The 23,340-nt window shown below is 29.9% G+C and carries 21 protein-coding genes and 3 tRNA genes; 1 reads left to right on the forward strand and 23 read right to left on the reverse strand.

The features are described from left to right. Positions 1-118 precede the first annotated feature (118 nt). From B5X81_RS25485 to purR, 20 genes are all read right to left on the reverse strand, one after another. Positions 119-195 (reverse strand) — tRNA-Asp (locus tag B5X81_RS25485). A 60-nt stretch (positions 196-255) separates the two neighbouring features. Continuing rightward, a tRNA-Met gene (locus tag B5X81_RS25490) sits at positions 256-332 on the reverse strand. Between the two features lie 4 nt (positions 333-336). Continuing rightward, positions 337-426: transfer RNA gene (locus B5X81_RS25495), tRNA-Leu, on the reverse strand. A gap of 112 nt (positions 427-538) precedes the next feature. Further along, positions 539-1,471, reverse strand: coding sequence for a Ppx/GppA phosphatase family protein (locus tag B5X81_RS25500; RefSeq protein ID WP_079495853.1), 933 nt, complete (start codon positions 1,469-1,471; stop codon positions 539-541). A gap of 63 nt (positions 1,472-1,534) precedes the next feature. Next, a complete protein-coding gene (locus B5X81_RS25505; RefSeq protein ID WP_079495854.1) occupies positions 1,535-1,996 on the reverse strand; it encodes a S1 RNA-binding domain-containing protein in 462 nt (153 codons plus the stop codon). Between the two features lie 98 nt (positions 1,997-2,094). Continuing rightward, positions 2,095-2,403: an FtsB family cell division protein gene (locus tag B5X81_RS25510; protein ID WP_079495855.1), complete on the reverse strand. Its 309-nt coding sequence runs from the start codon at positions 2,401-2,403 to the stop codon at positions 2,095-2,097. A 150-nt stretch (positions 2,404-2,553) separates the two neighbouring features. After that, positions 2,554-3,060, reverse strand: coding sequence for a spore cortex biosynthesis protein YabQ (gene yabQ, locus B5X81_RS25515; protein WP_079495856.1), 507 nt, complete (start codon positions 3,058-3,060; stop codon positions 2,554-2,556). 63 nt (positions 3,061-3,123) lie between these two features. Continuing rightward, a complete protein-coding gene (yabP, locus tag B5X81_RS25520) occupies positions 3,124-3,414 on the reverse strand; it encodes a sporulation protein YabP (protein WP_208985138.1) in 291 nt (96 codons plus the stop codon). Positions 3,415-3,566: 152 nt separating this feature from the next. Further along, positions 3,567-3,809, reverse strand: coding sequence for an RNA-binding S4 domain-containing protein (locus tag B5X81_RS25525; RefSeq protein ID WP_079495857.1), 243 nt, complete (start codon positions 3,807-3,809; stop codon positions 3,567-3,569). A 69-nt stretch (positions 3,810-3,878) separates the two neighbouring features. Continuing rightward, positions 3,879-4,157, reverse strand: a complete 279-nt coding sequence (locus B5X81_RS25530) for an HU family DNA-binding protein (protein ID WP_079495858.1) — start codon at positions 4,155-4,157, stop codon at positions 3,879-3,881. Positions 4,158-4,275: 118 nt separating this feature from the next. Further along, positions 4,276-5,742: a bifunctional methyltransferase/pyrophosphohydrolase YabN gene (gene yabN, locus B5X81_RS25535; RefSeq protein WP_079495859.1), complete on the reverse strand. Its 1,467-nt coding sequence runs from the start codon at positions 5,740-5,742 to the stop codon at positions 4,276-4,278. 160 nt (positions 5,743-5,902) lie between these two features. Continuing rightward, positions 5,903-7,507, reverse strand: a complete 1,605-nt coding sequence (locus B5X81_RS25540) for a putative polysaccharide biosynthesis protein (protein ID WP_079495860.1) — start codon at positions 7,505-7,507, stop codon at positions 5,903-5,905. A gap of 647 nt (positions 7,508-8,154) precedes the next feature. Next, on the reverse strand, positions 8,155-8,706 hold the full coding sequence (gene spoVT / locus B5X81_RS25545; RefSeq protein WP_079495861.1) for a stage V sporulation protein T: 552 nt from the start codon (positions 8,704-8,706) through the stop codon (positions 8,155-8,157). 200 nt (positions 8,707-8,906) lie between these two features. After that, entirely contained in the window at positions 8,907-9,890 is a 984-nt protein-coding gene (locus tag B5X81_RS25550; protein WP_139380474.1) for a peptidylprolyl isomerase, read from the reverse strand. 80 nt (positions 9,891-9,970) lie between these two features. After that, positions 9,971-13,483 carry a transcription-repair coupling factor gene (gene mfd, locus B5X81_RS25555; RefSeq protein WP_139380475.1) on the reverse strand — a complete coding sequence of 1,171 codons (3,513 nt, stop codon included), beginning with the start codon at positions 13,481-13,483 and terminating at the stop codon, positions 9,971-9,973. A 455-nt stretch (positions 13,484-13,938) separates the two neighbouring features. Continuing rightward, on the reverse strand, positions 13,939-14,496 hold the full coding sequence (gene pth / locus B5X81_RS25560) for an aminoacyl-tRNA hydrolase (RefSeq protein ID WP_079495863.1): 558 nt from the start codon (positions 14,494-14,496) through the stop codon (positions 13,939-13,941). Between the two features lie 233 nt (positions 14,497-14,729). Continuing rightward, on the reverse strand, positions 14,730-15,680 hold the full coding sequence (locus B5X81_RS25565; RefSeq protein ID WP_079495864.1) for a ribose-phosphate diphosphokinase: 951 nt from the start codon (positions 15,678-15,680) through the stop codon (positions 14,730-14,732). Between the two features lie 31 nt (positions 15,681-15,711). Continuing rightward, positions 15,712-17,082, reverse strand: a complete 1,371-nt coding sequence (glmU, locus tag B5X81_RS25570; RefSeq protein WP_079495865.1) for a bifunctional UDP-N-acetylglucosamine diphosphorylase/glucosamine-1-phosphate N-acetyltransferase GlmU — start codon at positions 17,080-17,082, stop codon at positions 15,712-15,714. 131 nt (positions 17,083-17,213) lie between these two features. Further along, positions 17,214-17,480 (reverse strand): septation regulator SpoVG, encoded by a 267-nt coding sequence (spoVG, locus tag B5X81_RS25575; RefSeq protein ID WP_079495866.1) that lies wholly within the window; start codon positions 17,478-17,480, stop codon positions 17,214-17,216. A 120-nt stretch (positions 17,481-17,600) separates the two neighbouring features. Beyond that, complete coding sequence (gene purR / locus B5X81_RS25580; RefSeq protein WP_079495867.1) at positions 17,601-18,419, reverse strand: pur operon repressor; 819 nt, start codon at positions 18,417-18,419, stop codon at positions 17,601-17,603. A 408-nt stretch (positions 18,420-18,827) separates the two neighbouring features. Between purR and murC the strand changes: the two genes are divergently transcribed. Next, positions 18,828-20,213, forward strand: coding sequence for a UDP-N-acetylmuramate--L-alanine ligase (murC, locus tag B5X81_RS25585; protein ID WP_079495868.1), 1,386 nt, complete (start codon positions 18,828-18,830; stop codon positions 20,211-20,213). A gap of 178 nt (positions 20,214-20,391) precedes the next feature. On the opposite strand, the gene B5X81_RS25590 is transcribed toward murC, so the two are convergent. The 3 genes from B5X81_RS25590 to B5X81_RS25600 form a co-directional block, all read right to left on the reverse strand. Next, entirely contained in the window at positions 20,392-21,594 is a 1,203-nt protein-coding gene (locus B5X81_RS25590; protein WP_079495869.1) for a hypothetical protein, read from the reverse strand. A gap of 174 nt (positions 21,595-21,768) precedes the next feature. Then, positions 21,769-22,713 (reverse strand): LCP family protein, encoded by a 945-nt coding sequence (locus tag B5X81_RS25595; protein WP_079495870.1) that lies wholly within the window; start codon positions 22,711-22,713, stop codon positions 21,769-21,771. A 230-nt stretch (positions 22,714-22,943) separates the two neighbouring features. Next, positions 22,944-23,267 carry a hypothetical protein gene (locus tag B5X81_RS25600; protein WP_079495871.1) on the reverse strand — a complete coding sequence of 108 codons (324 nt, stop codon included), beginning with the start codon at positions 23,265-23,267 and terminating at the stop codon, positions 22,944-22,946. Positions 23,268-23,340 lie beyond the last annotated feature (73 nt).

The following is a 23,340-nucleotide window of genomic DNA, read 5'->3' on the forward strand; positions in this document are numbered from 1 at the left end:
TATAAATTAATATTTATTTCGACATCATATATAGTGAAACAATGTCAAACTTTAATTTATACATTCAAAAATGAAAAAAACACAAGAGAATATTCCTGTGTTTTCTATTAAATAAATTTGGCGACCCAGAAGAGACTCGAACTCTCGACCTCTAGCGTGACAGGCTAGCGTTCTAACCAACTGAACTACTGGGCCATGTTAAATATAATTTTCAAAGATTAGCTACAAAGTTTTGTAATCCTGTATTTTTAAAAGTGGTAGCGGCGAGTGGACTCGAACCACCGACCTTTCGGGTATGAACCGAACGCTCTAGCCATCTAAGCTACGCCGCCGTGTTGGTGCCGGGGACCGGAATCGAACCGGTACGGTCTTATAAGGACCGCAGGATTTTAAGTCCTGTGCGTCTGCCAGTTCCGCCACCCCGGCAGAACATTATTTAATATTAGAGACAAAATATATATTACTATAAATTCAATGCTTTGTCAATAAATAAAGAGAATTATTTTTATCTAGATATATCCAAAATCTAAAATTCTATTTATCCCCTAGGTTCTAGATGATCAAAAATATATCCTTCAAGATTATCAAACTCACTTATAGTAATTATTTTCACATCTAAGCTATTAAGTATTTCATATAATATCTTACTTCCAGCCAAAATAATATCTGCACGTTTTGGTTGTAATCCTATAATTTTTTTTCGTTCATCATTATTGAGATTTTCAAATCTATATATCATCTCTTCTATTTCTCTAATTTGCAATTGATAGTTATGCACCTTTTTTCTATCATAGTTTTCCAATTCTAAGGCTATAGCTGTAAGGGTTGTAACTGTACCTCCAATACCTATAACCTGTACCGGCTTATTTTTTTTAATTATATTAATTACTTTATTTATTATATTCCTTATATCCTCTGTCAAGCTATATATCTCAGTATCTGTAGGTGGATCATTAGTTATATGCTTATCTGTCATTCTAACCGCACCGACATTTAAACTTCTTGAATACTTAATTCCTTGACCATTCCCAAGAACAAACTCCGTACTCCCTCCACCTATATCTATAACAAGCAAATTGTTCTCTCGATTATTTATCTCTATACCATTAATAACTCCACAAAACCCTAGCTGAGCTTCCCTTTCACCACTTATGATTTCAACATCTAACTTCAATTCATTCTTTACATTCCTAATAAATTCATTTCTATTTACAGCATCTCTAACTGCACTTGTGGCAATTATATTTATTTTATCTATACCTTGTTTTACTGCTTCATTCTTAAACTCTCTTAACACATTAATACTTCTAGCTATAGCGGCCTCAGATAATACTTTTGTTTTATTTACACCTTCTCCTATACGAGTCGTCTCAAGGGACTTTTCAATATGAACAATATTGCCCCTTTCAATCTTTGCAATAAGCATTCTAATAGAATTCGTACCAATATCAATAACACAGTATTTATCCATAATTCAGCCACCTCCTAAAAATACAAAACCGGGAAATTATTCCCGGGTATTATTCATTAATCATTAACCATTTCTATTAAAGCCATTACCTCTTCTATTGTTGGCATTTTTCTTCATAGCCTTTAATTTTTCATCACTATCCTTTAAGTATTTCGAAAGCATATCTTCAAAAGATCCTTGAGCTTTGTTTGGCTTACTATAACTTGGTTTACTATAATTTGGCTTACTATAACTTGGTTTTCTATCAACTTTTGGTGACTCTGTTCTTTTTTCTGGTTTGCTTGGCTTTTTATCGCAAGCTTTACGAATTGAAAGGCTGACTTTGCCATTTCCACTCATTTCAATAATTTTAACTTTAACCACTTGCTTTTCTTTTAAATAATCTTTTACATTTTTTACATACTCATCAGCTATTTCTGATATATGACATAATCCAGTGCTTCCGTCTGGTAGTTGTATAAAGGCTCCAAAATTTGTAATACCTGTAACAGTTCCTTCAACCACCTTACCAATTTCCAAGGGCATTAAAAACCTTCCTCCTTAATATTTTTTACGTTATTGCCTCATATCAATTATATTTTATCATAGCTACTATGTCAATATCCCTTTTGTAAGGCGCTTCACTATTCTCTATCTTGAATAATATAAATAATTTCATTCGGCTTTACCATTTTTAATTTTTCTCGCGCTGTTTTCTCTATAAATTCAGGTTTAGAGCTTTCTTCAACCATTTTTTCCTTTTCACTTTTTTCCTTTTTTAAGTTGTCAACTATTTCTTGCAATTCTCTTTGTTCATGTTGTAAATCTCTCATGCTTCTTTCTTGACCTACAATAGTAACTGACAGATAAAGAAATAATATAGTGAAAAAAAGTATGCTAATTTTATTTCTCCTGAAAAATATTCCTTTTTTCCTTTTATTACCTTTTTTCATTATTTCACGTCCTTAAGTATATTTAAAGTTATATTACATTAGAGTTTTTTATTCTAAATATGAAGTAAAATTACTTCTTGATTTATCTATTCTATAAACTTATTAATTTTCCTTCAAAAAAATATAATTTGAAGAATTTCCTCACTTTTCTTACTCATCTGAGGTCTTTTTAAATTTCATTTTAATTTTTCGTATTTTACTGATAGGTTTTTTCACAATTTTTTTTATTAATAAAATAGGCCAAACTATAATCTTATAAAACTTTTTCCATAGATAAATAACTATTTTATAGAAAAAATTAAATATTTTTCTCAGTCCCATGTATATATCATTGAAAATTCTTTTTATAACATTTAAAAATATCTTTATTGTTTTAACTACAATACTGCTCAATAGCAAATTATATACTAATGCCCCCAATATAAACCCCATTATTGAATAACCTCTAACATTACCATCATTGCTATATATAAGTACAAATATTGCAACTATAGAAATAGCAATCCAAAATAAAAGGTCCTGGATTGCAGTGATAACTTTCTTGAAATTCAACATGCTTCTATATATTCTGTAAATATCATATAAAAACCCAATTACAATTCCTCCATAAAATGTAGCCAAAAAAGCATATAGTTGATAATATACAAATGTATGCATATTTCCTTCACCTCAATTTGATGTAAATCATAGACTATAAATAATTATATATGGTCATATATGTCATTTAAATATTTTCCCTAAAAAACCTGCTCCCTTTGAAGCTATATCCTCTTTATCACTATAAACAATAGAATTTATATAACCTTCTATAGCCAAATTTCCATCATCTAAGTTTAATTTCTTTATATCCAGATTTTCACCCTTTATAGTCATATTACCTTGCACAGTAACCAAGATAATTAATGTTGTATTAAAACTAGTTACATGCTCTACACCAGAAACTGTCATTTTCTCCCTGTTCTCTAATATCATATTATGTGATCTATTAATTATATTTTTTTGATTTTCCACAATAAGACACCTCCTCCTCTTATAAAGATATGATGTAAATTTTAAATATATTACTATTTGCCAAAGGCATCTAACAGTGCTTTACAGTAGAATATAGCAAATAAGAAAATAGAACCTTTGAGGAATTGTTAATCCTTAAAGGTTCTATTTTCTTATTCTATAGTTCTATACATTTCCTTTGCCCCGTCTTTAGTAACATGGTCTTTTAACTCCATTACTTCGACTTTGACCCTTCTTGTTCCAAATTCAATAATAATTATATCTCCTTTGGATACTTCCGTTCCAGGTTTGGCTTCTTTATCATTAACTTTTACTCTACCCTGCTCACAAGCTTCCTTAGCCACAGTTCTTCTCTTAATAAGTCTTGAGTTTTTTAAAAACTTATCTATTCTCATAAGACCAACTCCTTTTAGCAAAAAGAAAAAAGCAGCTGAGTAAGCTGCTTTTTTTCTTTTATTGAATGATTAAGCATTTACCATGTCTTTTAAAGCTTTACCTGCTTTAAATACAGGAGCTTTTGATGCTGGTATCTGAATTACTTGCTCAGGATTTCTTGGATTTCTTCCTTGTCTTGCTTTTCTTTCTCTTACATCAAAAGTACCAAATCCAACAAGAGATACCTTTTCTCCGTTTACTAATGACTCCTCAACACTTTTCATAAATGAGTTTAAAGCAGCCTCTGCATCTTTTTTTGTTAATCCTGACTTTTCAGCCATGCTTGCAACTAATTGTGCTTTGTTCATAAATGTTACCTCCTTAGATTAATATAAATTTTATATAATTCAATTTTATTACGTATATGCTATTTCTATCTTTTATTGAAAAATCCTTCTTTTTGAGGGATTTTTTTTTAATTTGGGTCTATTTTTCTATTTTTTTTGCCTCATTCCATAAAGAATCCATTTCTTCTAGAGTCATTTCTTCCATTTTTCTATTATTAGCTCTTGCTGTTTCTTCTATGTATTTAAATCTCATTATAAATTTATCTATTGTATTATTTAATGCCAATTCGGGTCTAACTTTAAAAAATCTTGCCACATTTACTACTGCAAATAAAAGGTCTCCAATTTCTTCATCTATTTCATTCTTTATATTATTACTTAATGCTTCTTTTAACTCCTGAATCTCTTCATCTACTTTTTCTACTGCTCCACTTACATCATCCCAGTCAAATCCAACCTTCGCTGCCTTTTGCTGTACTTTATAGCTTTTCATAAGTGAAGGAAACTGTTTGGGTATCCTCATAAGAGATTCAGTATAGCTCTTTTCTTCTTTTTCTTTACGTTTTATTTCTTCCCAGTTTACCAGCACCTTTTCAGTAGAATCTACATTTAAATTCCCAAATACATGGGGATGTCTACTAATAAGTTTACTGCAAATACCTGTAATTACATCAATCATATTAAAATATCCACTTTCACTAGCTATTTGACTATGAAATACAATTTGCAAAAGTAAATCTCCTAGTTCTTCTTCTAATAAATTCATATCACCTTCTTCTAATGCTTCTAGAACCTCATAACTTTCTTCAATAAGGTATGGTTTAAGACTCTGATGATCTTGCTCTTTATCCCAAGGGCAGCCTTCTTTACTTCTTAGTTTTTTCATAATACTTACCAAATTATTCATTTGATATTTTCTTATTATAGCATTACCAATTCTAGGAACAAATATACTTGTAAGATGATCAAGCCAATCTAATCTATCCAATTCATACAATGGTATATTCACAATTATTTCTTCTCCAGTAATACCTGCTCCTTTAATTACTGTTATTTCATACTCATCATTATAATATTCCATAAGCTTCAGTTTCACTTCTGAAGCAACATACCTATTGTATACTTGGGTTATTATTGTATCTACTTCAACATCAGGTTTCTGACTTTCAATCTGCAACCCATCGATTATTTTTAATCCATTTACAGGATCCTTACCCAAAGTATTTATTATTGCTTCTATAAAGCTTACTCCTGTCACAAACTCCAGCTTCACATCTTTTCTATTATGGGATTCATCTATAAGCTTTTGAACTGTATTTTCTGCCACAAAGGGACTGCCCGGAACTCCATAGACTACTTCTCTATTTTGACATAAACTTAAAAGCTTGTCCACAATTTTATCATAAACTTGTTCAAAATTTTTATTTGTATCATAAATATTGTCAAAACTCTCTATTTTTATACCTGAAGCTTTAAAAAAATCTACTATAGGATGTTTTTCCGTTCTAAGATATAGAGGATTTGCCTTTTTTATTTTCTCCATGGCTTCAAGAGTCAGATATTGTTTCCCTCCTGGACCAATTCCAACAACTGTAATTTTTTTCATTGTCTTATCACCTCAAATTAACTACTTATAAGAAAATTGCATAATTTCCTCTTGTGAAACTTAATTTGTGCATGTACAAATACTAAACATTTTTGGGAGTTTTAGACATGTATAAATAAACTGTTTTTCTGGAATATCTATACATAGTTTGTATCCTCAATTATTTCCTATAAAAAATCCTAGCTATCTTATAAATCTTTTTACCTCCCGGCATCAATCCAAAATCTTCTTCATTTAAAGTTTTGGTTAACAAGAGCATTATACCATATACTACCGCTCCTAAGGTTATTGAAATCAATGTAGACTTATTATTACCTAAATTAGCATTTATTATTGAATAAGTAAATCTTACGGCTATTGCCATAATAGTTACCGATACAGCTGGCTTCAAAAACACATTAACAAAGTTAAATCTCATATTAATATGACTTTTAATATAAATCAAATTTAATATAGCTGCAATTCCATATCCTATTACTGTTGCTATGGCTGCTCCTCTAATAGTTAAAGTAGGTATTCCTATTAAAATATAACTTAATACAAGTTTCACCAAAGCTCCAACAAATAAATTTCGTACTGGTATAAAGGGCTTTCCAATTCCCTGAAGCACCCCTGTTAAAGTCTGGTATATAGATAAAAATATAACTCCAAATCCTAAAACAGACAATATTTTACTTGCATTTACAGCACTTTCAATTTGTAAAGGATAAAGAAGAATCATTATTGGCTTTGCAAGTATAACAAGTCCTATTGCTGCCGGCAGCCCTATAAGTAATGCTACTCTGAGCCCTGCTTCAACTGTGGTATTTAATGAACGAATATCCCTTCTAGTTACAAAATGAGAAACAGCTGGAACTAAACTTACTTGTATAGCTGCAATTAAAACCTGGGGAAAATTTATCAATGGATTGGCCATTCCCGTCAATTGTCCAAATAAACTATTGGCCGTATCTTCATCATAACCAATATCTTGAAGTCTTCTCATTATTATTCCTGCATCAATTGTCTGCATTATTGGCACAACTGCCGCTCCAATAGCTATGGGAATAGCTATCTTCAACAATTTATTGAGAATAGTAGAAGTATCCTCAATTTCACCTTTAGGTCTAAACTCCCCTTTTTTCCTTTTATACCTAAAAAATATATACGTTATTATTATTGCTCCAAATAATCCTCCTGCTGAAGCTCCAAAGGCTGCTCCTGCAGCTGCTATTTCCAGCTTTTTATCTAGCAGTATATAGGCCAAAGCAAGTCCTAATACAACCCGTCCTATTTGTTCTGCTATTTGAGACACAGCAGTTGGTTTCATATTTTGAAGTCCTTGAAAATATCCTCTAAAGGATGACATTATAGGGACAAAGAAAAGGGCAGGTGCTATTGCCAAGGTTGAATAATATGCCTTTGGATTTTTTAAAAAATAATTTGTATAAAATCTAGCTCCAAAGAACAGTAAAGATGATGTAGATATTCCTACAACCAAAAGGGCCATAAAAGAAACTTTAAATATTCTTTCAGCTCCATATTCATCCCCAATAGCAATTTTTTCTGATACTAGCTTAGCTATAGCTGTTGGAAAGCCTGCTGTAGATATTACTCCTAATAAAACATAAATAGGGTATGAGCTTTGGAAATATCCCATACCTTCATCTCCTATTAAATTACCTAAAGGTATTCTAAAAAAAGCTCCTAATATTTTTATTATCATCCCTGCTGCCCCTAATATAAAGGCTCCCTTAATAAATGAATTCGAATTGCTTTTTTCCATACTATATCCTCCCTAAAATATCCTCTATTTATTATATACAAAGAAATTACAAATATAAGTAAATCTATAATCCCATATAGGGATTTAAGTAAAAACTTTAATTTCTTCACATCAAAAGCTCTCAGAACCACTGAGAATTTCATATGTATAAATTAAGTTTTAAGATTGTTTACTATAGATAACCAACTCTAAAGTATTATAATTTTTCTAGAAAAAATGTAAAAGCATTTATTATTTTCTGTAAAATTTATATTAAATTCTATTGTTGCTTATCCATAGATATGTAACTGAGAAAGTAAAAAACGAAGCATATTAATTATACCAAAATATATTATATAAGTCCTAATTTTTAATGTTAAATATTATTTCATTAAAAAAAAGTAGTAACATTATAGTCACTACTTAAATAACAAGATAAATAAATTTTACCAGCTATGCTAATAAATTAAATATTTAATTTAAAGTGGAATTTAAGGGGTGTTAATATTTCCTTTTCGTTCATATAATAAACTTGTTTTTTATATAGTTTTGAAGGAAAAACACGTTTATAAAAATCACTCAAATAAAATATTAAAAAACCCCCGATATAAAAATTAGCACAACAAGTTAATTTATATCTTTTGAAAAACATATAACTTTTGATATTATTAGTGCTCCATTTGTTTTCCTAGAAATCCAGCAGCAGTTTCAGCAATTTTCAGTTCCAAATCACCCATCAATCTATCAGTGTCCTTTGATAGAAGTATTACTGAACCTATAGGGTCACCATGGGCAGAAATAGGTGCTATGATCTGGGAAGAATATTTTCCCATATCACTTTCTTCAATGGTAACTGGAACAAGTTTATCTGCTTCATTGAATACCATAGAATTTCTTTGTTCAATCATATCTTCTAAATCTTTACTTACTCTTTTTTCTAAATATTCCTTTTTTGAACCACCAGCCAAAGCAATTACATTGTCTCTATCCGTAATTAAAGTTATGGCGTTAATTGATTCATTTAAAGACTCTGCATATTCTGTGGCAAATTCATTTAACTCTCCTATAGGTGAATATTTCTTTAGTATCACTTCCCCTTCTCTATCTGTAAAAATTTCTAGTGGATCTCCTTCTCTTATTCTTAGCGTCCTTCTAATTTCCTTAGGAATAACAACCCTACCTAAGTCGTCTATTCTTCGAACTATCCCAGTCGCTTTCAATTGTTTTCCCTCCTAATATCTTTTAAATGAGTTGCTAACATATGGTTAGTATTTGTTCATATATATTTTTTATACATATATGGTAAATTTCTTTTTAACTTAAAACTTCAAAATAAAAGAGCCTATGGAGGGCTTCCACAGACTCTTTTTCAAATCATTTTATAGACATGATAAATTCCACAAAATCAACAATACATAATTTACCATTTTAAATTTTCTTCAAACTTTTCAATATTGGCTTTTGCCTTTAACTCTTCAATTTTCTCAATAAATTTCTCTTGCTTTACTATTTCTTCTACATTTTTTCTTTGAAAGGCTAATTGTTCTTCAGGAGTTTCTTCCTTTAAATCTTCTAAGGTTTTTTTATCTTCAAGCTTTATTACATGGTATCCATGTTGTGTTTTAACCGGATCACTTATATCTCCAACATTCATTTTAAATGCTGCTTGTTCAAATTCTGGAAGCATTTGTCCCCTTTGGAAATATCCTAAATCCCCATTATTTTGCTCGGCACTTGGGTCAGTTGAATTCTCTTTAGCAAGCTTTTCAAAATCTTCTCCAGCTTCAAGCTTTTCAATTATATCCTTCGCTAGTTTTTCATCATCTACCAATATATGCTTAGCATGAACTTGCACAACATAATCCTTTGTTATCTCATTTAGTTTCTCTTGGTCATTTAATCCCAACTCTTCATATAATGCTTTTTCATACTCTTGAACCAATAGCTCCATTTTTATTTGTTTTTTCACAAATTCTTCATTTAAATTTTTTTCTTCATAAAATTTCTTTAATTCTTCGTCTTGCTCTAAATGTTCTTTGAAGGCATCATAGGTTTCATTCACCTTCGTATCTTCAACACTAATTTTTTTATTTTCTGATTCCTGTCTTATTAATTCTTCAGTTATTAATTTGTCTAGTACTTGACCTTTAACTATCTCCAAGACTGTCTTTCCATTAATTTCTTGACTCCAGATATTTTCTGTATAGTTTTCATTATATATTTTTTCTACTATACTAAAATTCTTTTTAAAAATCTCACTATCAATTTCCTCATTATTAACAATTGCAACTGTATTTTCATCGACTTTAGGCTTGTCTGATGCTTTACTACAAGCTGCAACACTTACCGTTAATAGAATTAAAGCCAAAACAATTGAAACTATCTTCCTGTTTATTTGAATCAACAAAATCCTCTCCCTTATTTATAGTTAACATATGTCCTTAGCCCATATGATTTCCATACTACCTATTATATATTATATTATCAGCTCTGAAAACCTCTAATTTTTTCTAACATATTAATTATCTCTTTCAACTTTTTGCTTTGGCTTATTTTATAATTATATATATTGTAAATAAAGTAAGGTGTATTACTGCAATTAACCATTATCCTTTTCCCAAACTCTTGTGAAATCTTCGCTAATAAATATGGATCTAATTTATATTTATTTGAAAACTCAAATTTAAAACCCTTCTTCATCTCTGAAATAGAACTTATTTTAAGCTTTTGTGCTAAAACCTTAATATAGGATATGGAAATAAGATTGTATACTGATTCAGGTAGGGTTCCAAATCTATCTTCAATTTCTTCTTCAATATTATATGCATCTTCCTTTTCCCGAATGGAAGCAATCTTTTTATATATTTCTAACTTATATTTTTCATTACTTATATACTTACTAGATATAAAAGCATTTACATTTATATCCAATGATGTTTCCACTATATCTTCTACTTCTTCTCCTTTAAGGGTTTTAACAGTATCTTCTAATAGCTTACAATATAAATCATATCCAATAGCACCCATATGTCCATGTTGACTAGCTCCCAGCAAGTTTCCCGCTCCTCTTATTTCTAAATCCTTCATTGCTATTTTAAAGCCAGATCCAAGCTCAGTAAACTCCTTTATAGCTTTAAGCCTTTTTTCAGCAACCTCAGAAAGAACTTTGTCCTTCTGATAAGTCAGGTAACAATGGGCTATTCTATTACTTCGTCCTACTCGACCCCTCAATTGATAAAGCTGCGAAAGGCCAAATTTATCGGCATCGTATATTATCATTGTATTAACATTACCAATATCCAATCCCGTTTCGATTATAGTAGTACAAACTATTACATCAAATTCTCTATTTAAGAAATTTATCATAATTTTTTCAAGCTTTCTCTCACTCATTTGTCCATGGACATAAGATACTCTAGCTTCCGGAACCATCATTTTTATTTTTGAAGTTATTTTTTCTATATCTTTTACTCTATTGTATACGAAATAAACCTGCCCACCTCTTTCTAGCTCCTTGACAATAGCCTCTCTTACCATACCTTCATTATAGGGGGTAACAAAGGTTTCTACCGAATACCTATCTTCTGGTGGATCTTCAATTATACTCATATCTCTAATTCCAACAAGGGACATATGCAAAGTCCTAGGTATAGGAGTAGCTGACAGAGTTAAAACATCTACATTACCTTTAAGTTTCTTTAATGCCTCCTTATGCTTTACTCCAAATCTTTGTTCTTCATCAACTATTAAGAGTCCTAAATTTTTGAGCTCCGTATCCTTTGATAAAAGTCTGTGGGTTCCCACAATAATATCAATAACTCCCGTCCTTAAATCTTCTATAATCTTTTTTTGCTCAGCTGTACTTCTAAATCTACTAAGCATTTCTATTTCAACTGGAAAATCTTTAAATCTATCGATAAGAGTATTATAATGCTGCTGAGCCAATATTGTTGTAGGTACTAAAAATGCCACCTGTTTTCCATCCATGATTGCCTTAAACGCTGCTCTTATGGCCACCTCCGTCTTACCAAATCCAACGTCGCCACATAAAAGCCTGTCCATAGGTAGATCTTTTTCCATGTCCTTTTTTATTTCTTCAATACATCTTAACTGATCAGGGGTTTCTTCATATGGAAACATGTCTTCAAATTGTTTTTGCCACTGAGTATCCTTAGAAAATGCGTATCCTTTTGTTTCTCTTCTTATTGCATAGAGTTTAAGAAGGTCCTTTGCCATATCTTCTATAGACTTTTTAACCTTATCCTTTGTTTTCCTCCATTCAGCTCCACCTAATTTATTTAATTTAGGTGCTTTATCTTCTCCTCCAATATACTTTTGAACTAAATCCATCTGATCAATGGGAACATAGAGAAGATCGGTTCCTGAGTATTTTATTTTTAGATAATCTTTCTTTATCCCTTCAACCTTTAATTGTTCTATACCAATATATTTTCCTATGCCATGGTTTTCATGTACTACATAATCTCCAATACTTAAATCCCTGAAGGTTTTTATCTTTCTTCCCTTTTTGCCAAGCTTCCTTCTCTTAAATTTTTTGGCTAACCCAAATATTTCCTTTTCGCTTATTACAATGAATTTAGAATTGGTGAATATATAGCCATTTCCAAGAAGCCCTTTAACTATAAAGGCTTGACCTGATAGTATATCTCCTTTTAGCCCATTAATATATTGACATTCAATCCCCCTATCTTTAAACTCATTTTCAATACTTTTACCCTTCTCTCGGGTTCTACATATTAGTATAATTTTATAGCCTTTGTATTTCCAATCTTTTATATCCTCACCCAGCAAGTCAATTTTCCCATGATATGAATGCATATCCTTAACTATAAATGACACATTGGAATTGACATTGAAATCTCTTATTTTTTTAGGAATATTATTTATTAATATGATTTTTTTAGTATTAAGTTTTTTTAATATATCTTCATAGGTTTGAATAATATTATACTGACCAGGTAATACTTCACCATTTTCAAGTAATTGTTTAAATCTTTCATTAAAATCATCTATATAGGCCTTAGTTTTTTCCCTTATTCTCATGGGTTCATGTATAAATATTAATCCATCATTATCAAAATAATCTAAAAATGTTTCTGGTTTTGAAATGAAATAATGAATATAATTACCTATTCCATCAAAATAAATTTTACTATCCAGTTTGGATATTATCTCTTCTATTTTCTCATTTAAATTGTTTTTAAGCTCATTTTTTATTTTCTTCTCATGTTTTTTAAGCTCATTTTTTATTTTTTTTGTACCCTGTGCTATTGTTTCTTCATCTAAAAGTATCTCTCTAGTAGATTTTACAACTATTTCATTAACCTTTTCAAGTGAAAGCTGAGTCTCAAGATCAAACGTTCTTATTGAATCTATCTCATCATCAAATAATTCGATCCTTATGGGATGATTATCAATGAAAGAATAGAAATCTATTATACCACCTCTTACACTAAACTGACCCTTATACTGAACCATTGGAGATCTCTCATATCCCATGAATACAAGCTTTCTTATAAAATCATCTGGATCTATTATATCTCCTACCTTTAAATTAATTTCATGACTAATCCAATCTTTCCCCGGTATTAACTTTAATAATATATTATCTCCAGTTGTAACCACTATACATTTTTCACCGCTAAGGACACTACGTATAGCTTCTAGTCTTTCTTCAACAATTTGATTACTATGGGCATAAACATCATAAAAGAATATTTCCTTTGATGGTAAATATAAAACTTTTTCTCCATAAAAAAATTTTAAGTCTTCATAAATCTTTTTTGCTTCCAGTTCATTGTAAGTAATAATTAAACTTTGCTTTGCCTTGCTTGCAGATATTGAAAATATTATATTGTTAAGGGCCGAACCAGAAAGACCTGTTAAAGATATGGGAAATATTCCTTCTTCAATATTTCTATTTAGTTTTTGATATTCATTAGAATTTTTAAGTATGTTTGAAAAAATATTATTCATTTTTATACCATTCCTTTCAAAGGACAAAGCATCTTCGACGTATTTGTAGTTCTAAGTTCAAAGTTTAGTAAATTTCTTAACGAGTCCAATATGGAAAAATTCAATCTAAGATTCTACTGGCAATAATTTGAATTTTCATAAAACAACAACACTATTAGCCCGGATTTTTAAATCCCGGGCATTTTTACAATTATAATTTAGTTTATTCATATAGATTTCCCATAGCAAAACTTAATTTATGCATATCAAAATATCTGATATTTCTAGGGAGTTTTACTATATAAACTCTATATTATTTTAACCTTAAAACCTTATCATAATAACCTTCAAACTTCAACTTACAAGCCTACTTATAGGGATTTAAGTAAAGACTTTAATTTATACATGTCCAAAACTCCCAGAAATCTTAAGTATTTGCACATATATAAACTAAGTTTTACTATATAAACCCTATATTATTTATTATATTTATTCATTGCTTTATCTATGCCTTCTCCTACTATACTCTCCAGGGCTTCAGCAGCTAATCTTATAGAAAGTATAATATCTTCTTTTTCATCTTCCTGAAATTTTCCTATCACATAAGAAACAAGGTCTCCATGAGCAGGTCTTCCAATACCAATTCTCACTCTTGGGAAATCATCCTTTTGAAGTAAATATATTATATTTCGCATTCCATTATGGGTTCCCCCACTACCTTTTTTCCTAATTCTAATTTTCCCCAAATCAATATCTATATCGTCATATATTACTATTAATTTATTTAAATCTACTTTATAATATTCCAATATTTCTAAAACACTTTGGCCACTTAAATTCATAAATGTCTGGGGTTTGACAAGCATTACCTTTTCCCCTTGAATTCTACCTTCACCAACTAATGCTTTATGTTTAATTTTTTTTATCTCAATATTATTTCTATATGCTAAATAATCTATTACTTCAAATCCTACATTATGTCTTGTTTGTGCATATTTTTTGCCAGGATTACCTAAGCCTACTACCAAATACATTATTTCTCACCCCATATAATAAAAACTATCATTATTATATCATAATTGAGGAAATTGCATAATTGCTTCTTGCGAAAACTAACTACTACATATATTTCAAAAATTTCCAAATCCCTGCAATCAAAATATATTTTATTATTCCAATTATATTTTTCAAATACTGCATACTATAAAAAAAGATGGTCTATAGACCACCTTTATAATTTAAATACTTAGATTCGATTGTTTCTACATTAATCAAATAGTTTACTTACGGATTCATTTTCATAAATTCTTCTTATGGCTTCTGCAAATATAGGTGCTACTGATAGCATCTTCATATTAGGAAGTCTTTTCTCTTCAGGAAGCAATATTGTATCCAATACAACAATTTCCTTTATTTCAGAATTTTCTAATCTCTCTATTGCAGGACCTGATAATATTGGATGTGTACAGCAAGCATATACATCTCTAGCTCCAAATTCTTTTAATGCCTTAACGCCTTGAGTTATTGTACCTGCTGTATCTATCATATCATCTATAAGAATAACATCTTTACCATCTACAGCCCCTATAATATTCATAACCTCAGCAACATTAGGCTTTGGTCTCATTTTATCAATAATAGCCAAGGACGCTCCCAGATGATTAGCAAATTTTCTTGCTCTAGTTACACTACCTAAATCAGGAGATACAACTGCCACATTTTTTAAGTTCAATCCTTTAAAATATTTTGCAAGAATTGGTACTCCTCGTAAATGGTCGACAGGTATATCAAAATATCCCTGTATCTGTGATGCATGAAGATCCATCGACAAAACTCTATCTGCTCCTGCAGTAGTCATTAGGTTTGCAACCATTTTAGCTGAAATTGGATCTCTTGCTTTAGCCTTCCTATCCTGTCTAGCATATCCATAGTAAGGCACTACGGCATTAATTCTTGCAGCAGAAGCTCTTTTTAAAGCATCCATTAAAATCAAAAGCTCCATTAGATACCTATTTACAACAGGAGGGCTTGTTGATTGAATAACATATACATCTGCACCCCTTACTGATTCAGCTATATTTACTGCTATTTCCCCATCACTAAAGGAATCCACTGAAGCAGCCCCAAGAGGCAATTCTAACTCATCACAGATTTTAAGTGCTAGCTCTTTATTAGAATTGCCAGCAAAAACTTTAATATCTCTTTTTTCAATATTCATAAATATTTCCTCCTAAGCTTGATATATAATTTTATTCTTTTACTAACCCTTTTCTCCTGACCCATCCTTCTATATTACTTTGCCTAGCTCTTGCCACTGCCAAAGATTCCTCTGAAATTTCCTTGGTAATTGTAGAACCAGCTGCAACATAAGCGTTTTTATGAACAATAACTGGAGCAACAAGATTTACATTGCACCCTATAAATGCATTGTCTTTAACTATTGTTTTATGCTTGTTCTTTCCATCATAGTTTACAAATACAACTCCACATCCAATATTTACATTTTTACCAACTTCACCATCTCCAATATAGGATAAATGAGATGCTTTTGAATTATCTCCTATTGTAGAGTTTTTAACCTCAACAAAATCTCCAATTTTAACATTTTTTCCTATATGACTATTTGGCCTAAGGTATGCATATGGACCTACCTTAGTATTTGAATCTATACTACTTTGCAAAATAGTGGAATTTTTTATTTCTACATTATCTCTTATTTTAGAACTTTCTATTCTTGTATTAGGTCCTATTATACAATCTTCTCCTATTTCAGTTTCACCCATTATAAAGGTTCCTGGATATAATGTCGTATCTCTTCCAATTCTAACTTCTTTTCCAACATAGGTATTATTGGGGTCTACTATGGTAACCCCCTCATCCATTAGTTTATTTAAAATTCTACTTTTCATTATTATTTCTGCTTCAGAAAGCTGCTTTCTTGAATTAACACCCATTATTTCAGTATAATCCTCTATTTCAAAAGCTCCAACCTTCTTATTTTCATTATTTAAAATTTCAATAACATCAGTTATATAGTACTCTCCCTGATTATTATTATTATTGAGCTTAGATAATGAATTCTTAAGTTCCCTTGCTTTAAAGCAGTAAATCCCTGAGTTTATTTCCTTTAGTTTCCTTTGTTCTTCATTGGCGTCCTTTTCTTCAACTATGGCTATAACCTGATCTATTTCATTTCTTATAATTCTTCCATAACCCTTTGGATCATCTATTTTTGTAGTTAATACAGAAGCTTCAAAATCATTGTCTATATGAAATCTTATAAACTCCTCTATAGAATTTTCCTTTATTAAAGGCGTATCTCCATAAAGTACAATTACATTCCCTTCCTCTGGAATTTCTTTCTCTGCCTGCATGACAGCATGACCAGTACCAAGTATTTGATTTTGAAGTACGAATTTAATATTTTTATGATCTATGGATTCTTTTACCTGATCTGCTCCATGACCTACCACGACAACAGTTTTGTTAGAATTTACTCCTTCTACCACATCTAATACATGTTCAATCATAGGAATTCCTGCTACCTTATGTAATACCTTAGGAAACTTTGATTTCATTCGTGTACCTGCACCAGCAGCTAAAACAATCGATATCAACATATTTTCAAAAGCACTCCTTAATTATTCTCTATTTATATATATTATATTTACATTTTATTAAACTTTCCGCGATATATTATATCACTTTATAAACAAAAAAACAAAAGCTTGTTACAGCTTTTGTTTTTTCATTAACTGATATTAGTTAAAGCTTTTTCATATTCTGTAAGAATAATGTTCTGGAGCTTAGCCCTAGTGTTTGAATTAATCGGGTGGGCTATGTCCCTATAATCTCCCTCTGCAACTTTTCTACTTGGCATCGCTATAAACAAACCATTTTGTCCTTCGATTATCTTTATATCATGGACAACAAAAGAGTCGTCAAAGGTTACCGATACTATAGCCTTCATCTTTCCATCATCATTCATCTTACGAATTCTTACATCCGTAATATCCATAATCAATCCCACCTTTCACGTCAATCTTTAATAACATTAATTCTCCATAAATTGCTAAAGTCCTCTTTATACATGACAAAATTTTGAGAAAATTTTAATTTTTTTCATCTTATTTCTTTTTTATCGAAACAAGTCTTCGTTTGGATAAATCTTTATTTCGTCTTCATTAACTACTTTGTCAAGAATTATTAACGGAAGGTATTCATTAACCATCTTCTCCTTAGGTTCTTTGGTGGAAATCATTACTCCTATTCCTTTAACTGTTGCATCAAATTCCTTCATAAGATCTAATAGTCCTTTTGCCGTTCCTCCACCTTTCATGAAATCGTCTATAATAAGGACATTGGCTTCATTTTTTATAGCTCTTTTTGATACATACATAGTCTGAATCTTTCCTGTAGAACCCGATACATAATTCATACTAACATTAGAGCCTTCAGTGACTTTATTACTATTTCTTACTATTACCAAAGGAATGTTTAAATAATTTGCTGTCATTAGGGCTATAGGTATCCCCTTGGTCTCAACAGTTATAACATAATCTATATTTTCATTCATAAATTTAGTTGCAAAAATTTTTCCCATCTTTCTAACAAAAATTGGATTATATATAATATCCGACATATATAAGAAGCTTCCTGGTATTACTCTACTACTATCCTTTAAAACTTTGCATATTTCATTTAAAATTCTTTTAGTATCTTCTAAATTCATATAGGGTACATATTTTACACCACCAGATGCACCAGCAATTGTTTCTACTTTTCCAAGCCTTAAATCCTCCATAAGCTTTTTAACAATAACTAAATCCTCACTTATGGTAGACTTAGCAGCATTAAATAAATTGGTAAAATAATTAAGTGTATATATTTTATTAGGATTATCACATAAAATTTTAATTAATGCACCTATCCTTTCATTTCTTTTAAGCTTATTCAATATACTCCTCCTCGAATGTTTTTTTTATTATATATAATTTTATTCGTTTTTTTAAATTTATTCAATAGAGAAAATTACATAATTGAGCAAATTACATAATACAATATTCACTACTACATTTAATTTTAGAATCTCCAAAGCTATACTATATTTATAATCGAAAGAGTCAATTTATAAATTTCCTCAATTACTAAAATTATGATATAATCTCAATTATAAAACATAAGTTTTATATCATATATATAATGTAATTTTGATAAATTGAAATCATACAATTTCCTCACTTAATAATTTTATAAAAATAAAAAATTATAGTAAAATAAATTGATGGCTATAATACATATAATAATATATTAATAAATGTATTTTTCATCCACAGTCATTATATAATGTCAAGGAGAGTGTACTATGTTAGATTTTTTGAATAAGAAAAAAGTAAATAATATTCACCTGATCGGAGTCGGTGGAATAGGCATGAGTGCATTAGCAGAAATTATTTTAAATAAAGGCTTTAATGTCTCAGGCTCAGATATAAAATCTTCTAATATAACTAAAAAACTAGAAAACAAAGGTGTAAAAATCTATATTGGTCATCATGAAGATAATATTGTTGACTCTGATATTATTGTATATACTTCTGCAGTAAAATTTGATAATCCAGAAATAATAAAGGCTAAAAAGCTCAATATTCCAATTATTGACAGAGCTGAAATGTTAGGTAGACTCATGCAAGACTATAAAACTAGTATAGCTATAGCTGGTGCCCACGGCAAAACCACTACCACATCAATGATATCCTTAATATTGGAACATGCTAAATTTGATCCAACTATACTGGTAGGTGGTGAACTTGATGAAATAGGTGGAAATGTAAAAGTTGGTAATAATGATCTTTTGATTACAGAAGCCTGTGAATATAAAGAAAACTTTTTGAAGTTTAATCCTAATATAGGAGTGGTTCTTAATGTTGATGAAGACCATTTGGATTACTTTAAAGACCTGGAACATATTCTCATAACTTTCTCAAAATTCGTGAAGCTTATTCCTAAAAAGGGACATATTATATTAAATAACGATGATTATAATGTTAAAAGATTAATGACCCATGCAAATTGTAATGTTATTACGTATGGAATAAATTTAGAAAGTAATTTCCAAGCAACTAATATAACCTTTAATGAAGCAGGGTATCCTTCCTTTAACGTTAATTATAACGGTACTTTACTAGAACGCTTTACATTAAGTGTTCCTGGAAAACATAATATCTATAATGCCCTTGCTTCTATAGCCACAGCTTATATATTAGAAGTTCCTATAGAAAAAATTAAAGAGAAATTAAATCAGTTTAAAGGAACCCATAGGCGCTTTGATATATTAGGAGAGTGGAATGGAATTAGAGTAATTGATGATTATGCACATCATCCCACTGAAATAAAAGCAACCTTGAATGCCACTAAAAGACTTCCCCATAATAAAATTTGGTGCGTATTTCAACCCCATACCTATACAAGAACAAAAGCATTACTATTAGATTTTGTAAAATCCTTTAAAGAGGCTGATAAAATTCTTATTACTGATATATATGCTGCTAGAGAAAAGGATACAGGAGAAATCCACTCAAAATCTTTAGTTGAACTTATTCAAAAAGAAGGAGATGACGCAGTTTATATTGAATCCTTTGAAAGTGCTGTAGAATATCTGAAAAAACATGCTAATCCAAAGGATATTATTCTCACTATGGGTGCTGGAAATATAAACGAAGTTGGAAAAATGTTAGTAAACAAATCCGAATAAAATCGGATTTGTTATTTTTAAACTTTAATAGTTTCTACTATCAGTCATATTTATAATCCTTTCTCAAAATCATGACTTAATTCTTAGCACTATAATCTTTTTCTTGTATATCAGCTATATCGATATAATAAATAAAGACGTATTTTTGTCTTCTTCTTTTTTATTTACCAAACTGATATTAAGGTATCATTAATACACTTCTAATAATTCCTTTTATATCTTTTGAATAGTACAAGCGGTCTTCATAAAGAATATAATTATCATATATCCAAACTTGCTTTATTTTCTCTTCTATATAAAATTTTAGAACAAATCTTAAATCTTCATTAATAATTATATTATTTTGGTCATCGAGCCTTTCTAATTCTGATCTAAGTATTTGTCTTGGAAGTTCAATATTATAATATGTAGAATTCTCAAAATCATATGTCCCTTCTAAATCCTTTACAAAGACCTTATCAGCATTCAAAAGAAATTTCAGTTCATTTTCCTTTGAATTGTTTTCTTGTGGAAGTTTATCTACTACATAATCCCAAAGCTCTTTGTCGTATCTACAGTATAAATATAATATTGGTGTATCAATAACCATTAATTCATCATTCTTTAAAAATAGCTTATATTCATAATCTCTTTCAATTGTTATATCATAACTTGGATACATTGTAGGAATTCCTATATTCTCCTCTATTTCTTCAATCGATAGAATTTTAAATTTAGAGATGAGTTTTTCTATCTCCCTATTTTTTACAACATATAAAGCATTTTCATCATTAGCATTTATATATATTTTATCGGGAAGAGGATGTAGAATTTTGTTTGCTAAACCATTCAAATATGCATTTTCTAAGACCTTGATGAAGTTTTCAATTTCCTTTTTATTTAATTTATATATGTAAATTTCATCTTCTAAATCTCCTACTTTTTGAGCCATCATGTACTGGCTATCTTCATAAAACTTAAAGTTTATATTCTCATTGCTTAATTCTATTATATAACTGTATGAATTAGAATCAAAGACCTGACTTCTAAATTCCTTTTCAGTAGCCCTTATTTTTTGAAGGGCCTTAAAATTAGCAACAACTATTGCCTTTTCTTTTCCTCCAATGTTAACTGTCTCTAATGAATAAGCTTCATTTTTTATATTTATATTTTCTATTTCATCAAAAAAACTATTAATGGATATATCAGATTCTTGATGCTCTTCAATATCTTTAATATTTGATTCATTTATACTTTCTTTATTTTCTGTTTCACCATCGGATTGCAAAACAGGTCTTTTACTTCCTTTGTTAACAACAATTCTATAGGTTATTGCTCCACTGAAAATAGATAAAATTAAAAGCACTATAAAAAATAGTATAGCATTTTCTTTCTTAACCATAGTAGCCTTGCCCCTTTAACCTTAAGCATCTAATTAATAACTTATAAGTAATATTCTAGAAAAATTATAAAAATCCTTTATGCTATAGGAATTTAAATTTCTAGCCACAAACTTTAAAGTCATTCTTATTAGTTTTGAAGAGAAGTTAAAAAGTGGCTTTATCAGCCACTTTAATTATTCATCCATTCCTCTTTTATATATTTCAATCATTAGTTTTTCCGTTTCTGAAGGATCATGTATATAATAAGATGCATTAGACTTATACTCTGCTTTACCAGGAAGCTTATAGGTTTTTATATTGTCTGTTGAAATTCCAATTGCACTTTTAGCATAGTATACAATTTCATCTAAATCCATACTAGTTTTAACAAACTTGAAAATAGTGCTTGCAACTACAGGTAGTTTTTTAAAACTTAATGCTTTGCTAGCAGCAGATTTTAAAAATTGCTGTTGTCTTTGTATTCTGCCTATATCTCCTCCTGAATGGGTACCATCATTGTTTTTCCTATGTCTTAAAAACTTTACAGCTTCCTTACCATTTAAAACTTTAGTTCCCTTTTTAAAGTGAATATGAAGGGGCGGATTACTATAAGGGTCATCATAATTCATATTAAAGGGAATTGTCACTTTAACACCACCGAGGGAATCAACTATATCTTCTACTCCTTTATAGGAGACTCTAACATAATGATGTACAGGAACATCTAAAATAGCTGAAACAACTCCCATAACACCTTCTGCATTACTGCGACCGTAAACAGCATTTATTTTCTTCTGATCAGCAGCATTATATCCCTTAGAATGGAAATATGTATCCCTAGGTACAGAAACCATGTCAACATTTTTACTTTCCGGATCAAAGCTTGCTAGTATCAATACGTCTGTTCTAGGACCTTCCATTCCCATTAAAAGTACATTTATTCTATTGCTTTTTTCTATTAATTCTTCAAGCTCCGTTTTTTCCGCTTTTTTAGGCTCTTCCTCATCTGAAAAACTTGGTGGTACCGGCACCGGCTCTGGTTTAGGCTCTGGCATTTTCAATATTGCAATTACCACACCAGCCAGTAAAAGTGTAAAACAAATAAAAGAAATTCCAAATATTTTTATAAATTTTTTCATAAAATCACCTTCCACAATTATCGATAGCCATATTATTTAGAGTATTGCAGTTATAGTTTTGTATATAGATATATAGATATAAAGCTTACAGTTCTAATTTCAGATGACAAAATTTCATATCCTTAAAGAATCAAGCAAAATAGTATAACAAATATTATTTTATCATATATTTACTTGATTTTGATAATTAAATTTCAATTACAAAAACTTAAAAAAATATTTATAGAAAACTAATGCATAAGAGCCTCCAGTAAAAATCCGATAACCATCATCATTACTCCCATTAAGGCTGGTCCAATTCCTTCTCCACCACGAATTGGATCATCAAAATCTTCTTTCTTTTCCCTAACAAAATATTTTTTCCTTATCTTCGGTGTCCCTATCAGTAGTAATACTGAAATAATCATTGTAATAATTCCTGCTCCAAGTACAAATATATAAGCTCCTTTTAGAAGCTGCCATCCTTTTAAGAGTGAAAATACCGAACCAATTGCAGCAAAAACAATAGAATAGATCACTCCTTTAATTAAATAATTTATTATATTCTTAATCAAAACTATCACACCTTTCTAAAATGTATAAATTCACCTTTCAGTTTATTTCAAAATAATGTAAAGTTTGGAATGA

Origin of the sequence: Maledivibacter halophilus (genome assembly GCF_900167445.1) — a bacterium.
GTDB classification, from domain to species: domain Bacteria; phylum Bacillota; class Clostridia; order Peptostreptococcales; family Caminicellaceae; genus Maledivibacter; species Maledivibacter halophilus.

Bases quoted from the DNA above. Each gene is read 5' to 3' on its own strand.
- B5X81_RS25510 (WP_079495855.1), bottom strand. From the start codon at position 2,403: ATGAAAAAAGGTAATAAAAGGAAAAAAGGAATATTTTTCAGGAGAAAT.
- murC (WP_079495868.1), top strand. From the start codon at position 18,828: ATGTTAGATTTTTTGAATAAGAAAAAAGTAAATAATATTCACCTGATC.
- B5X81_RS25565 (WP_079495864.1), bottom strand. From the start codon at position 15,680: ATGAATATTGAAAAAAGAGATATTAAAGTTTTTGCTGGCAATTCTAAT.
- B5X81_RS25530 (WP_079495858.1), bottom strand. From the start codon at position 4,157: ATGAACAAAGCACAATTAGTTGCAAGCATGGCTGAAAAGTCAGGATTA.
- glmU (WP_079495865.1), bottom strand. From the start codon at position 17,082: ATGTTGATATCGATTGTTTTAGCTGCTGGTGCAGGTACACGAATGAAA.
- B5X81_RS25595 (WP_079495870.1), bottom strand. From the start codon at position 22,713: ATGAAAAAATTTATAAAAATATTTGGAATTTCTTTTATTTGTTTTACA.
- B5X81_RS25505 (WP_079495854.1), bottom strand. From the start codon at position 1,996: ATGCCCTTGGAAATTGGTAAGGTGGTTGAAGGAACTGTTACAGGTATT.
- B5X81_RS25590 (WP_079495869.1), bottom strand. From the start codon at position 21,594: ATGGTTAAGAAAGAAAATGCTATACTATTTTTTATAGTGCTTTTAATT.
- mfd (WP_139380475.1), bottom strand. From the start codon at position 13,483: ATGAATAATATTTTTTCAAACATACTTAAAAATTCTAATGAATATCAA.
- B5X81_RS25540 (WP_079495860.1), bottom strand. From the start codon at position 7,507: ATGGAAAAAAGCAATTCGAATTCATTTATTAAGGGAGCCTTTATATTA.
- spoVG (WP_079495866.1), bottom strand. From the start codon at position 17,480: ATGGATATTACGGATGTAAGAATTCGTAAGATGAATGATGATGGAAAG.
- B5X81_RS25500 (WP_079495853.1), bottom strand. From the start codon at position 1,471: ATGGATAAATACTGTGTTATTGATATTGGTACGAATTCTATTAGAATG.
- yabQ (WP_079495856.1), bottom strand. From the start codon at position 3,060: ATGCATACATTTGTATATTATCAACTATATGCTTTTTTGGCTACATTT.
- yabN (WP_079495859.1), bottom strand. From the start codon at position 5,742: ATGAAAAAAATTACAGTTGTTGGAATTGGTCCAGGAGGGAAACAATAT.
- B5X81_RS25525 (WP_079495857.1), bottom strand. From the start codon at position 3,809: ATGAGAATAGATAAGTTTTTAAAAAACTCAAGACTTATTAAGAGAAGA.
- pth (WP_079495863.1), bottom strand. From the start codon at position 14,496: ATGTATTTGGTAGTAGGCTTAGGTAATCCTGGCAAAAAATATGCACAA.